Below are 13,596 nucleotides of genomic sequence, written 5' to 3' on the forward strand. Positions count from 1 at the left end.
AAAAAGGGCAAGGCCGCCTGGCCTTGCCCTTGCTTTCGCCTCGCGGCAACCGGGCCGCTAGGCCTGGTGCGTCAACTAGTGCTTGAACATCACATGGCGCACGGTGGTGTAGTCCTCCAGGCCATACATCGACATGTCCTTGCCATAGCCGGAGAGCTTGGCGCCGCCGTGGGGCATTTCGCTGACCAGCATGAAGTGCGTGTTGACCCAGGTGCAGCCGTATTGCAGGCGTGCGGCCAAACGGTGGGCGCGGCCCACGTCGCGGGTCCAAACCGAGGAGGCCAGGCCGTAGTCCGAATCGTTGGCCCACGCCAGGGCCTGGGCCTCGTCGTCGAAGGCGGTGACCGTGACTACCGGGCCGAAGATCTCATGGCGCACCACCTCGTCGTCCTGCCGGGCGCCGGCAAGTACGGTCGGCTCGAAGAAGAACCCTGGCCCGGCGACACGCTGGCCACCGGTCACCACCTCGATGTGCGACTGCTCGCGGGCGCGCTGCACAAAGCCTTCCACGCGCTCCAGATGCTGCTGGGTGATCAGCGGCCCGAGCTCGGTGTCAGGGTCGTCCTGCAGGCCGTAGCGGATGCTGGCCACCGCCTCGCCGAGCTTCTTCACGAACGCCGCGTACACGCCCTTCTGCACATACAGGCGGCAGGCGGCGGTGCAGTCCTGGCCGGCATTGTAGAAGCCGAAGCTACGCACGCCTTCGACCACGGCATCGATATCGGCATCATCGAACACGATCACCGGGGCCTTGCCGCCCAGCTCCATGTGCATGCGTTTCACGCTGTCGGCGGTGCCGGCGATGATGCGGCTGCCCGTGGCCACCGAGCCGGTCAACGACACCATGCGTACCTTGGGGTGCCCGGTCAGGGGCTTGCCGACACTCGGGCCGCGGCCGAAGACCACGTTCACCACGCCTGCCGGGAAAATCTCCGCCATCAGTTGCGCCAGCTTGAGGGTGGTCAGCGGCGTCTGCTCGGACGGCTTGAGCACCACGGTATTGCCTGCGGCCAGGGCCGGCCCGAGCTTCCAGGCGGCCATCATCAGCGGGTAGTTCCACGGTGCGATGGAGGCCACCACGCCCACCGGGTCGCGGCGGATCATCGAGGTGTGCCCTTCCAGGTACTCGCCGGCGGCGCTGCCTTGCAGGCAGCGGCTGGCACCGGCAAAGAAGCGGAACACGTCGGCCACGCCCGGCAGCTCGTCGTTGAGCGCCGCCGCGTAGGGCTTGCCGCAGTTGTCCGCTTCCAGGCGCGCCAGCTCCGGGGCGTGGGCGTCGATCGCATCGGCCAGTTTGAGCAGCAGCAGCGAACGGTCCTTGGGGGTGGTCTGCGACCAGCTGTCGAACGCCGCATCCGCAGCGCACACCGCGGCATCGACCTGGGCCAGGCTGGCCTCGGGGATCTCCACCAGCGTGGCCCCCAGGGACGGGTTGAGCACCGCCAGGGTTTCGCCTTCACCGGCGATGAGTTGTCCATTGATCAGCAGGCAGGTTTGCATGGGTTCTCCTGTGCGGCGAGGTTGGCCGCCGCCATAAAAAAGTCGCAAGCGCCCCGTGCCCGCAGCCGGGCTGCGCACAGGGGGAGCATTACAGGGGGGGCAGGCGCCGGGCGCCCGCAGGTTCAGAGTGCGGCTTCAGGCACTGCCGTGCTGAACAGCCGGGTGCGCCAGGCCAGGTACACCAGCCCCAGCAGCACCCAGCAACAGCCGAGAATCAGCGCGTCGGCATCCAGGCTGATCAACATCCAGCCCGAGGTGAAGGCGCCGGCCAGGGGGAAGATCACCCCGCGGACCACGCCGGCCTTGTCGCCGATGCTGCGGTCGAAGGTCAGTTTCAGTGCGCACAGGTTGACCGAGGTGAAGGCCAGGAAGGCGCCGAAGTTGACCAGCGAAGTAGCCGTGGCGATGGTCAGGCCGAACCCGACGAAACCGAAGGCCCCGCACAGGGCGATGTTGAATACCGGAGTCCTGTAGCGCGGGTGCAGCACGCCGAACAGCTTCTGCGGCAGCTGGTTGTCGCGGCCCAGGGCATACAGCAGACGCCCCACGCTGGCCTGGAACGACAGGCCGGCGGCGAAGTGGGCAATGATGATGCCGGTGAGCACCACGCCGAAGAACAGGTCGCCACCGATGGTCTTGGCGATTTCGAAGGCCGCGCCGTCGATGTTCTCGAACAGGCCCGCCGGGTGCGCCAGGTACATGAAGTACGAAGAGCCCACGTACAGGCTGCCGCCGATCAGGGCCACCAGCAGGATGGCACGCGGGATGGTGCGCTCGGGCTCGACGGTTTCTTCGCTCAGGGTCGACAGCGCGTCGAAGCCCAGGAACGAATAGGCGGCGATCGCGGCCCCGGCCATGGTGGCCGAGAACGGCACGTCGGCATTGAAGAACGGCTTGACCGAGAGCAGACCGCCCGGGCCGTTGATGGCCGACACGTAGTGCCAGCACAGCGCGATGAACACCGCGATGATGGTCAGCTGGATCAGCATCAGGATGATGTTGAAGCGGTTGGCGACCTGGATGCCCAGGATGTTGAGCAAGGTGGTGGAAACGATGAAGCCGGTGATCCAGCACCACTGCGGTACATCCGGGAACGCCAGGCTCAGGTAGCTGGCCCCCAGCAGCCAGATCAGCATCGGGATGAAGAAGTAGTCCAGCAGCGCGGCCCAGCCGACCATGAAGCCGATGCCAGGGTTGAACACCTTGCGGGTGTAGGTGTAGGCGGAACCGGCCGCCGGGAAGATCCGCACCAGGCGCCCGTAGCTCAGGGCGGTGAAGATCACGCCGATGGAGGCCACCACATAGGACAGCGCCACGGTGTTCTGGCTGGCCTGGGCGATCACGCCATAGGTGCCGAACACGATCAGCGGGGCGATGAAGGCCAGGCCGAACAACAGCACGGACACCGGCCCGAGGGTCCGGCGCAGGTGCGCGGAGGAAGTCGATGCGCTCATGGTTAGGGCCTCAGGCTGCGTAGGTGTAGGCGGCGCGGATCACGTCGAGGTAGCTCTCGACTGACATCTCCTTGGCGTTGCTCGCATCGGAAATGTTGCTCTTGGACTTCTCTGCGATGGCCAGGAAGTCCTCCTCGCGCACCCCGGCCACATCGGCGAAACGCGGAATACCCAGCTCGCGGTTCATGCGGAACAACTGCTCCACGCCCGCTTCGGCGGCAGCGCTGGCGCCAAGATTGGGGTCGATGCCCAGGGCATAGGCGACATCGGCATGGCGGCGCAGGTCGGCGTCGCGGTTATGGCTGAACACGAACGGCAGGAAGATCGCGTTGCCCACCCCGTGCGGGGTGTCGTACATGCCGCCGATGGCTTCGGAGATGCAGTGCACGCTGGCGATGTCGGCATTGCCGAAGGCCATGCCGGCAATCAGGCTGGCGATCAGCATCTGTTCGCGGGCCTCGCGGTTGTCCGGCTCCTGCACGGCGGGCTTGAGGTACTGCGCGATCAGGCGAATGGCATGCAGGGCCAGGCCGTCGCTGATCGGGTTGGCCGGCTTGCCGGTGTAGGCCTCGATGGCGTGGGTCAGCGCGTCCATGCCGGTGGCGGCGGCGATGTGCGGCGGCAGCGTGGCGGTGATGTCCGAGTCGAGCAGCGCCAGAACCGGGCCGATGCGGTAGTCCAGGATGCTCATCTTGAACTGGCGGCGGGTGTCGGTGATCACCGAGAAGAACGTGACCTCGCTGCCGGTGCCTGCGGTGGTCGGGATCGCCACGATTGGCAGCACCGGGCCCTTGAGGGTGAAGGCACCTTCGTAGTCCTCGACCTTGCCGTCGTGGGTCAGCAGTACGCTGATCGCCTTGGCCGCGTCCATCGCACTGCCGCCACCCACTGCCAGCACGCCGTCGATGCCCTTGCCGCGATACAGCTCGGCGGCGCGGTTGACGTCTTCGCTGCGCGGGTTGGGCTTGACGTCGACGATCTCGTCATAACGCACGCCGGCCTTGTCCAGGCTGGTATAGATGCTGTCGAGCAGGCCGGCGTTCTTCACGCCCGGGTCGGTGACCAGCAGCACGTGGCGCAGGCCCAGGTCGGTCAGGTGCTCGCCGGTACGCTGGCGCAGGCCAGGTTCCATGACGATCTTGGTAGGTAACAGAAACTGGAATTGCATCGGTAGGTTCCTCTCGCACTGGGGCGCACTTGCAATGTTGTAGTTATGGCAGACGAGTCAGAGGGGCCGCCTGGGCGGTGGGTGTCTGGTTATTGTTGTGGCGGTAGCCGATCGCCGAAGCCGATGGACCGCTTGTCCAGGCGCTGCACGGTGGGCACAGGCCGGTATGGGGCCAGACACTAAGACACGGGTAGCGGATCGACAATTACTAAAAACTCAAGGGAGCATTCGATTAAATCGAATGCTCCCCGTGCACCGGGGGTAGCGGCCTACAGGTGCTGCCCGTGGCGCGCCATGATGTGCCGCACCACGCTGTAGTCCTGCAGCGAGTCGCTGGACAGGTCCTTGCCGTAGCCCGAGCGCTTGAGCCCGCCGTGGGGCATTTCGCTGACCAGCATGAAATGGCTGTTGATCCAGGTGCAGCCGTACTGCAGGCGCGCCGCCACCTGCATGGCCTTGTCCAGGTTCTGGGTCCACACCGACGAGGCCAGGCCATACTCGGAGTCGTTGGCCCAGTCCACGGCCTGGGCCAGCTCGTCGAAACGGGTCACGGTGACGACCGGGCCGAACACCTCGCGCTGGACGATCTCGTCGGTTTGCCGGCAGCCTGCCAGCAGCGTCGGCTGGTAGTAGAACCCGGGCCCGGCATGCATCGCCGCACCGGTGACGCACTCCACGTGCGGCTGGCTGAGGGCGCGCTCGACGAAGCTGGACACCCGGTCGCGCTGGCGCGTGCTGATCAGCGGGCCGATCTCGTTGTCGGCATCGTGCGCGCCGGCATAGCGAATGCTGCTGACCGCAGCCCCGAGTTCGGCCACCAGCCGGTCGTGGATACCGGCCTGGGCGTAGACCCGGCACGCCGAGGTACAGTCCTGCCCGGCGTTATAGTAGCCATAGGCACGCACGCCCTCGACCACCGCCTGCAGGTCGGCATCGTCGCAGACGATCACCGGGGCCTTGCCGCCCAGTTCCAGGTGGGTGCGCTTGAGGGTTTTGGCCGCTGTGGAGAGGATCTTCTGCCCGGTGACGATATCGCCGGTCAGCGAGACCATGCGGACCTTGGGGTGGCCGACCAGGTGAGCGCCGACGTTCTCGCCACCGCCGCAGATGATGTTGATCACCCCGCGCGGCAGGATCCGCGCCAGCGCCGGCGCCAGGGCCAGGATCGACAGCGGGGTGTGCTCGGACGGCTTGAACACCAGGGTGTTGCCTGCGGCCAGGGCCGGCGCGATCTTCCAGGCGGCCATCATGATCGGGTAGTTCCACGGCGCGATCGATGCCACCACCCCGATCGGGTCGCGGCGCACCATGCTGGTGTAGCCGGGTACGTATTCGCCACTGAGCTGACCGGTCTGGCAGCGCACCGCGCCGGCGAAGAAGCGGAACACATCGACGGTGGCGCTCAGATCATCCTTGCGCGCCAGGTGCAGCGGCTTGCCGCAGTTCAGCGCTTCGAGCCGGGCGAAGGCGTCGGCGTGCTGCTCGATGGTACTGGCGATCTCCAGCAGCAGGTTGGAGCGCTGCTGCGGCGTGGTGCGGGCCCAACCGGCGAACGCGCGGTGGGCGGCCAGGATCGCGGCCTCGGTCTGCTCGGCGCTGGCTTCGGCGATAGGGGTCAGCACCTGGCCGGTGGCCGGGTTGAGGATCGGCTCGACGACGCCCTCGCCTGCGACTAGTTCGCCATCGATCAGGAGTGCGGTGGACAACGGGGTCTGCGCGACTGGCATGTGCAGGGTTCCTTCTTGTGGTGTGGCCATGCGGCTAAAGGGATGACTTGCGCCCGCCGTGGGGCTGCTCGCGGGCGACCGTCAGAAACGGGTCGACCAGCGCCGGGCGCGCCGTGCCGCGGCGCCAGGCCAGGCCCACGTCGAGGGTCTGGGTCAGGTCGGCAATCGGGCGGGCCTCGATGATGTCGCCTTCCAGCGACCACGGGCGGTAGGTCATGTCAGGCTGTATCGACACCCCCAGGCCCGCTGCCACCAGGCTGCGCACCGCCTCGGTGGAGGCCGTGCGCAGGGTGATGCGCGGCTGCAGCCCGGCCTGCGCCCACTGGCGCTGGGCGGTGTGGTCCATCTCGTCGACGTTCAGCTGGATCAGCGACTCCCGGGCCACGTCGCCCAGGTTGATGCTGTCGTGTTCGAGCAACGGGTGCTGGGCCGGCAGCCACAGCCGGTAGGGCGAGTGGGTCAGCACCTCCGATTGCAGGGCGTGACGGTCTTCGAGGTTGGAGAGTATCAGCACGCCCACATCGATTTCGCCGCTGACCAGCAGGTGCTCGATGTACGGTCGCTCGTCTTCCATCACGCGGATTTCGACGTTGGGGTAGGCACGCTGGAAGCGCGTGAGCAGGTCGGCCAGGTAGTAACCCGCCACCAGGCTGGTCACACCCACCACCAGCTGGCCGGCGACCTGGTCGGTGCTCTGCTGCAGGCTGCGCTTGGCGTTGTCCACCGTGGCCAGGATCAGGTGCGCCTGGCGCAGGAACTGATGGCCCTGGTGGGTCAGGTGCATGCCCTTGGCGTGGCGATTGAACAGGCTCACGCCGATTTCCTGTTCCAGCTGCTGGATGGCCAGGGTCAGGGTGGACTGGGAGATGTACACCGCCTGGGCCGCAGCCGAGATCGAACCGGTCTCGGCCACGGCAATGAAGTGGCGGATCTGACGCAGAGTCATCATGGGCATTACCCGGTACGTTGTTTTTATAGATGCAGGCGAGTGTATATCTTTTTTATCGATGGCTTGGTGAAAACCGCCGCGCCTGCGGTTCAACGTCAAACCGCGTGGGCGGCCCCGGGTGGTTACAAAAAGGTGCGTACTTGTGGGGATCTGGCGCCCGCCCTAGATTGCCCGCCTCAATCACTGGAGTCCCGAGCCATGCGCACCCTGATCATTCTCGCCCACCCCAACCTGGAAAAATCCGTGGTCAACCAGGCCTGGTTGAAAGCCCTTGAAGCCAGCGACATGAACGTCACCCTGCACCGCCTGTACGAGGTGTATCCCCTGGGCGGCGCGCTGGACGTGGAAGCCGAGCAGGCACTGGTTCGCGCCCATGACAGCATCGTGTGGCAGTTCCCGTTCTACTGGTTCAGCACCCCGCCGCTGCTCAAGCAATGGCAGGACGAAGTGCTCACCCACGACTTTGCCTACGGCCACGGCGAAGGGCAGCGCCAGCTGGCGGGCAAACGTGTTGGCATGGCGATTTCTGCCGGCATCAGGCAAGACGATTACAGGGCCGGCGGGCGTTACAGCTACAGCCTGGACGAACTGCTGCGCCCGCTGGAAGTCACCCTCCGCTACATCGAAGCACTGCCGGTACGCCCGTGGGTGTTCTATGGTGCCGAGTACGCCATCGACCCGGCGGAGCTGGAGGCCAACGCCGAAGGTTACCTGGATTACCTGCGCCAATTTGCCCAGGCAGCCTGAGTTCAGCCTTCGGCGGGCGCCGGCGGTGTCTCGGTGGCCAGCGCATTACCTGAATGCAGGGCACCCCACTGGCACATCGCATCGATGATCGGCTGCAAGGTGCGGCCGTGCTCGGTCACCCGATACAGCACCTTGGGCACCTTGCCAGGGAAGGCTTCGCGCTCGACCAGCAGATCGCCCTGCAACTCCTTGAGTTGCTCGGTGAGCACCTTCGACGACAAGGGGCGCATCAGGCGCAGCAGCTCGCCTGTGCGCTTGGGGCCTTCCATCAGGTGGCACAGGATGGAGCACTTCCAGCGCCCGCCGATGGCCTCGATGGTAGCGTCGATGGGAAAGTTGAACACGCGGTTGACCATGTACTTCTCCTGACAAAAGGCGCGTAGCAAAAAGCCCGCAATTACGCGGGCTTTCGGCTGTAGGTCGCTAGCGGGTTCCGGCGGATGCCGGACGCCCGATCATTCCCACTCGATCGTCGCAGGCGGCTTGCTCGATACGTCGTAGGTGACGCGCGAGATGCCTTCGATCTCGTTGATGATGCGGCCGCTGACGGTTTCCAGCAGTTCGTATGGCAGGTGCGCCCAACGCGCGGTCATGAAGTCGATGGTCTCGACCGCACGCAGCGCCACCACCCAGGCGTAACGACGGCCGTCACCGACCACGCCCACCGATTTCACCGGCTGGAATACCACGAAGGCCTGGCTGACCTTGTGGTACCAGTCGGCCTTGCGCAGCTCTTCGATGAAGATGTGGTCGGCACGACGCAGCAGGTCGGCGTATTCCTTCTTCACTTCACCCAGGATGCGCACACCCAGGCCCGGGCCCGGGAACGGGTGACGGTAGACCATGTCGTACGGCAGGCCCAGCTCCAGGCCCAGACGACGGACTTCGTCCTTGAACAGTTCGCGCAGCGGCTCGACCAGCTTGAGGTTCATTTCCTCCGGCAGGCCACCGACGTTGTGGTGCGACTTGATCACGTGGGCCTTGCCGCTCTTGGCACCGGCCGACTCGATCACGTCGGGGTAGATGGTGCCCTGGGCCAGGTACTTGATGTTGTGCAGCTTGTTCGACTCGGCATCGAACACGTCGATGAAAGTGCGACCAATGATCTTGCGCTTCTTCTCGGGGTCCGCTTCGCCGGCCAGGTTGTTCAGGAACTGGTCCTCGGCGTTGGCACGGATCACCTTGACGCCCATGTTCTCGGCGAACATGGCCATCACCTGCTCGCCTTCGTGCAGGCGCAGCAGGCCGTTGTCGACGAACACGCAGGTCAGCTGGTCACCGATGGCCTTGTGCAGCAGCGCCGCAACCACAGAGGAGTCCACGCCGCCGGACAGGCCCAGCAGCACGTTGTCGGTGCCGACCTGGGCGCGCACCTGGGCGATTGCGTCTTCGGCGATCTTCGACGGGGTCCACAGTGCTTCGCAGCCGCAGATGTCGAGGATGAAGCGCGACAGGATGCGACCGCCCTGCTTGGTGTGGGTCACTTCCGGGTGGAACTGCACGCCGTAGTAGCCGCGATCATCGTTGAACATGCCGGCGATCGGGCAGCTTGGGGTGCTGGCCAGGATGTGGAAGTCTTCCGGGATGCGGGTGACCTTGTCACCGTGGCTCATCCACACGTCCAGGCCGAATACGCCGTCAGCGTCGACGTGGTCTTCGATGCCGTCGAGCAGGCGGCTCTTGCCGACCACATCGACACGGGCGTAGCCGAACTCGCGCAGCTCGGAACCTTCAACCTTGCCGCCCAGTTGCTCGGCCATGGTCTGCATGCCGTAGCAGATACCGAATACCGGTACGCCCAGGTCCCATACGGCCTGTGGCGCGCGCGGGCTGTCGGCTTCGTGCACCGACTCGGGGCCGCCGGCGAGGATGATCCCGCGGGGGGCGAATTCGCGAATCGCCTCGTCGTCCATGTCGAACGGGTGCAGTTCGCAGTACACGCCGATTTCGCGCACGCGGCGGGCGATCAGCTGGGTGTACTGGGAACCGAAGTCGAGGATCAGGATACGGTGAGCGTGAATGTCGAGGGCCATGACTCAATCTCGTCAGTGGTAATCGGAAACGACGCGGGGCTGTCGTGAACAGCCCCGCTTACAGGTATTGCCAGGAGCATCAACCTACGCGGTAGTTTGGCGCTTCCTTGGTGATCTGCACGTCATGCACGTGGGACTCGGCCATGCCGGCACCGGTGATGCGCACGAACTCGGGCTTGGTACGCATTTCTTCGATGTTGGCGCTGCCGGTGTAACCCATCGAGGAACGCAGGCCGCCCATCAGCTGGTGGATGATCGCGGTCAGGGTGCCCTTGTACGGCACGCGGCCTTCGATACCTTCCGGTACCAGCTTCTCGGCACCGGCCGAGGAGTCCTGGAAGTAGCGGTCCGAGGAACCCTGGGCCTGGGACATCGCACCCAGCGAACCCATGCCGCGGTAGGCCTTGTAGGAACGACCCTGGAACAGCTCGATCTCGCCCGGGGCCTCTTCGGTACCGGCGAACATCGAACCCATCATCACGGCGCTGGCGCCGGCGACGATGGCCTTGGACAGGTCACCGGAGAAGCGGATGCCACCGTCGGCGATCAGCGGTACGCCGGTGCCTTCCAGCGCGGCAGCCACATTGGCGATGGCGCTGATCTGCGGCACGCCGACGCCAGCGACGATACGGGTGGTGCAGATCGAGCCAGGGCCGATACCGACCTTGACCGCGTCGGCGCCGGCTTCGGCCAGGGCCTTGGCGGCTGCGCCGGTGGCGATGTTGCCGCCGATCACCTGCACGTCGGGGAAGTTCTGCTTGACCCAGCGCACGCGGTCGATAACGCCCTTGGAGTGGCCGTGGGCGGTGTCGACCACCACCACGTCGACGCCGGCAGCAACCAGTGCGGTCACGCGGTCGCCGGTGTCCTTGCCGGTACCCACTGCAGCACCGACGCGCAGGCGACCCTGGTCGTCCTTGCTGGCGAGCGGGTAGGCCTTGGCTTTCTCGATGTCGTTGACGGTCATCATGCCCTTGAGGGCGAACTTGTCGTCGACGATCAGTACGCGCTCGATGCGGTGCTTGTGCAGCAGCTCGCGGGCCTCGTTCTTGTCGGCGCCTTCGCTGACCGTGACCAGACGCTCTTTGGGCGTCATCACTTCACGCACGGTGGCGTCGAGGCGGTTTTCGAAGCGCACGTCACGGGAGGTGACGATGCCGACCAGGTCGCCGTTGTGCAGCACCGGCACGCCGGAGATGTTGTGCAGGCGGGTCAGTTCGAACAGGTCGCGTACGGTGGCGTCGGCCTCGATGGTGATCGGGTCCTTGACCACGCCGGCCTCGAACTTCTTGACCTTGCGCACTTCGGCAGCCTGCTGCTCGATGGTCATGTTCTTGTGGATGATGCCGATGCCGCCTTCCTGGGCCATGGCAATGGCCAGACGGGCTTCGGTCACGGTGTCCATGGCGGCGGAAACCAGTGGAATATTCAGCTCGATGCCACGGGTCAAACGGGTCTTGAGACTGACTTCGTTAGGTAGCACCTCGGAGTAACCGGGTACTAGGAGAATGTCGTCGAAGGTCAGGGCTTCTTGGCTGATACGCAGCATCGCGGGGGCTCCCGGGCGGGAAAATGGAAGCGCGCCATTATACTCATGCGCGCCGTGTGACTCAATGTAAAGATGGGCCTTCGGTCAGTTGTCTTGCAGCTTTACCTGCACCACTGCCACCGGCTGGTCGAGCCAGTCGGCAAAGGCATCGATGAAAGACGGCTTGAAACCGGCCTCGCCCCAGTTGTTGAAGATGAACCCCAGGTTGGAAAAGGCACAGGGCTGCAGGTAAAGGAAGCCGTTGATGTCGTCTTCATGGCCGCAGCGCGGGCAGGTGAAGTTGTCGCTGATGCCGGGCATCCACTCTTCCAGGCTGGCGAACAGTTCCACCCCCACTTCCCGGCGGCACTCGGCGCAGCCGGCTTCTTCGAGAAAGCCTTCGGTAGGTGTATAGATGCAGCGCTTGTAGATGACTTCCAGGCCATTGACGGGCTGGCCGTACGGTAGCAGCTGCGGCCGCTCGACCACCTTGCGCGCACCCTCGGCGATGGCATAGCCCATGCGGTTGCCGGTGCGCCCGCAGGTGCTGAGCTGTTCCTCGATCACCTTTTCGCGTACCAGCCAGCGCAGGATCGCGCGGGCGCGCGGCTCGTGCACCGGCACGGTGGAGATCTTGGGGACGATGATGCTCTGGAATGTCATGAAGGCGGCCGAACAGGTTAAAGGTGCCAGTTTACCTCACTCAGGTAGCGCGCGATCAGCGCGATGCCGCTGGCCAGCACCAGCCAGGTGACCAGCCGCACGAAGGTTTCTCGGGACATCTTCAGGGTCAGCCGGCGCCCCACCCACAGGCCGGCGAACATCATCGGCAGCAGGCACAGGGCAAGCAGCAGCAACGGCAGGTCGGCGTATACCCCGGCAATCAGGAACAGGCTCAGGCGCACCACGGTGCTGCAACTGATCAGCGCGCTCTGGGTCGCGCGCACCTGCTCCTTGGCGTCGAGCCGGGCATTGAGGTAGATGGCATAGAGGAAGCCGCCGCTGCCGAACAGCGCACCGAACAGGCCGCCGGTGATACCCATCGGCACCGACCAGCCGGCATTCAGGCGCGCCGGCTTGACCTTCACCGCCAGGCTGTAGAGCGCATAGGCGCTGATGAACAGGCCCATCAGCAACAGCAGCAGGTCGGACTTGAGGTTGAGCAGGAACACCACGCCCAGGGTGCAGCCGATGGCCATGCACGGCAGCAGGCGCAGCAGTTCGCCGCGCACCACGGCCTTGCGCGCCGGCAGCCAGTTGCCGAAGGCAGCGACGAAGTCCAGCAGCACCAGCAACGGGATGATGCGCGACAGCGGCATGAAGTTGATCAGGACCGGCCCGGCGACCAGTGCGGTGCCGAAGCCGGCGATGCCGAACACGATGTAGGCGACGCCGATGCCAAGCAGTATCGGCAGCCATTGGAGCGCAGTGAAAGGGAGCGAGTCGAGCAGTGTGGAGAGCATGGTGTATGCCTGAGTCGTGAGTGAGGCAGCGTTCAGACGAACTTTAGCCATTGGCCAGCCATGCCGACTAATATGCAATTGCGCCATCAGCCATCTCGAAAAGGCATCCCTCATGATCTCCACCCGACAGTTACGCTACTTCGTCGAGATTGCCGAGTCCGGCAGTTTCAGTGCCGCCGCCGAGCGCCTGTTCGTCGCGCAGTCGGCGCTGAGCCGGCAGATAAAGGAGCTGGAGAGTCAGCTGGCCACCCCGCTGTTCGAACGCACCGCCCGCCAGCCGCGCCTGACCGCAGCGGGCCTGGCGTTTCTGCCGCGGGCCCGCAACCTGCTGGGCGAGCTGGAAAAGGCCTGCCGCCTGGCCACCGAAATCGGTCAGGGCCTGCGCGGCAGCCTGCGCCTGAGCCATTCGAGCACGGTGCCGCTGACCGGCGCGCTGCTGGATCGGCTCACGGGCTACCTGCAGCACAACCCCGGCGTGTCGATGGACATCGCGCAGCTATCTTCCGAGGCGCAACTGGAGGAACTGGCCGAAGGTCGCCTGGAGTTCGGCCTGCTGCGCCTGCCGGTGCTGCGCCAGCACGAAGGGCTGTGCGTGCAGCCGCTGTTCGACGAACCGCTGCTGCTGGCGGTGGCCGCAGACCACCCGCTGGCCGATGAGCCCAGCGTGTACCTGGCGCAGTTACGCGACGAGGCGTTCATTTCCATCCCCCACCGCCAGCGCGGTGGCTTGAGCTACCTGTCGGCCGAGCTGTGCATGCGTGAAGGGTTCTTCCCTCGGGCTGCGCGGGTGGTGTCGCGCAAGACCACGCAGTTGCAGTTGATCCAGGCCGGGTTCGGGGTGGCCTTGCTGCCACGGTGCATGCGCGATATCGCGCCGGCGGCGCTGCGCTTCGTGCCGCTGGCCGACGCGGGGTGCGTGAGTACGGTGGCGCTGGCCTATCGACGCGATGCCGGGCCGTTGGTGCATCAGTTTGTGGAGCACATGCAGGGCTGAGCCGGCAACGTCGGCTCCTGCAAGAGACCGCGC

At 65.4% G+C, this 13,596-nt stretch carries 12 protein-coding genes; 2 read left to right on the forward strand and 10 right to left on the reverse strand.

The features are described from left to right. Window positions 1-75: 75 nt before the first annotated feature. From DN388_RS05405 to DN388_RS05425, 5 genes are all read right to left on the reverse strand, one after another. Entirely contained in the window at window positions 76-1,500 is a 1,425-nt protein-coding gene (locus tag DN388_RS05405) for a gamma-aminobutyraldehyde dehydrogenase (RefSeq protein WP_054915058.1), read from the reverse strand. Window positions 1,501-1,622: 122 nt separating this feature from the next. After that, the gene (locus DN388_RS05410; protein ID WP_043860646.1) at window positions 1,623-2,954 is read right to left on the reverse strand and encodes an APC family permease; all 1,332 of its coding nucleotides are present in this window, start codon (window positions 2,952-2,954) and stop codon (window positions 1,623-1,625) included. Window positions 2,955-2,964: 10 nt separating this feature from the next. Further along, window positions 2,965-4,122, reverse strand: coding sequence for an iron-containing alcohol dehydrogenase (locus DN388_RS05415; protein WP_043860647.1), 1,158 nt, complete (start codon window positions 4,120-4,122; stop codon window positions 2,965-2,967). 269 nt (window positions 4,123-4,391) lie between these two features. Then, on the reverse strand, window positions 4,392-5,849 hold the full coding sequence (locus DN388_RS05420; protein WP_043860648.1) for a gamma-aminobutyraldehyde dehydrogenase: 1,458 nt from the start codon (window positions 5,847-5,849) through the stop codon (window positions 4,392-4,394). Window positions 5,850-5,883: 34 nt separating this feature from the next. After that, window positions 5,884-6,798 carry a LysR family transcriptional regulator gene (locus DN388_RS05425; protein WP_058541552.1) on the reverse strand — a complete coding sequence of 305 codons (915 nt, stop codon included), beginning with the start codon at window positions 6,796-6,798 and terminating at the stop codon, window positions 5,884-5,886. Between the two features lie 198 nt (window positions 6,799-6,996). Here DN388_RS05425 and DN388_RS05430 point away from each other — a divergent pair, with 198 nt between their 5' ends. Then, window positions 6,997-7,545: an NAD(P)H-dependent oxidoreductase gene (locus tag DN388_RS05430; protein ID WP_104571851.1), complete on the forward strand. Its 549-nt coding sequence runs from the start codon at window positions 6,997-6,999 to the stop codon at window positions 7,543-7,545. Between the two features lie 2 nt (window positions 7,546-7,547). Here DN388_RS05430 and DN388_RS05435 read toward each other — a convergent pair whose 3' ends face one another. From DN388_RS05435 to DN388_RS05455, 5 genes are all read right to left on the reverse strand, one after another. Continuing rightward, the gene (locus tag DN388_RS05435) at window positions 7,548-7,901 is read right to left on the reverse strand and encodes a helix-turn-helix domain-containing protein (RefSeq protein ID WP_043860650.1); all 354 of its coding nucleotides are present in this window, start codon (window positions 7,899-7,901) and stop codon (window positions 7,548-7,550) included. 99 nt (window positions 7,902-8,000) lie between these two features. Next, window positions 8,001-9,578: a glutamine-hydrolyzing GMP synthase gene (guaA, locus tag DN388_RS05440; protein ID WP_043860651.1), complete on the reverse strand. Its 1,578-nt coding sequence runs from the start codon at window positions 9,576-9,578 to the stop codon at window positions 8,001-8,003. A 79-nt stretch (window positions 9,579-9,657) separates the two neighbouring features. Further along, entirely contained in the window at window positions 9,658-11,127 is a 1,470-nt protein-coding gene (guaB, locus tag DN388_RS05445) for an IMP dehydrogenase (RefSeq protein ID WP_043860652.1), read from the reverse strand. A gap of 84 nt (window positions 11,128-11,211) precedes the next feature. Then, window positions 11,212-11,769: a hypothetical protein gene (locus DN388_RS05450; protein WP_054915068.1), complete on the reverse strand. Its 558-nt coding sequence runs from the start codon at window positions 11,767-11,769 to the stop codon at window positions 11,212-11,214. 17 nt (window positions 11,770-11,786) lie between these two features. Beyond that, window positions 11,787-12,557, reverse strand: coding sequence for a sulfite exporter TauE/SafE family protein (locus DN388_RS05455; RefSeq protein ID WP_043860657.1), 771 nt, complete (start codon window positions 12,555-12,557; stop codon window positions 11,787-11,789). A 124-nt stretch (window positions 12,558-12,681) separates the two neighbouring features. On the opposite strand from DN388_RS05455, the gene DN388_RS05460 reads away from it, so the two are divergent. Continuing rightward, a complete protein-coding gene (locus DN388_RS05460) occupies window positions 12,682-13,563 on the forward strand; it encodes a LysR family transcriptional regulator (RefSeq protein ID WP_058541449.1) in 882 nt (293 codons plus the stop codon). The last annotated feature ends 33 nt before the right edge of the window (window positions 13,564-13,596 follow it).

This window comes from Pseudomonas sp. S12(2018), assembly GCF_024355235.1.
Taxonomy (GTDB): Bacteria; Pseudomonadota; Gammaproteobacteria; order Pseudomonadales; family Pseudomonadaceae; genus Aquipseudomonas; species Aquipseudomonas palmensis.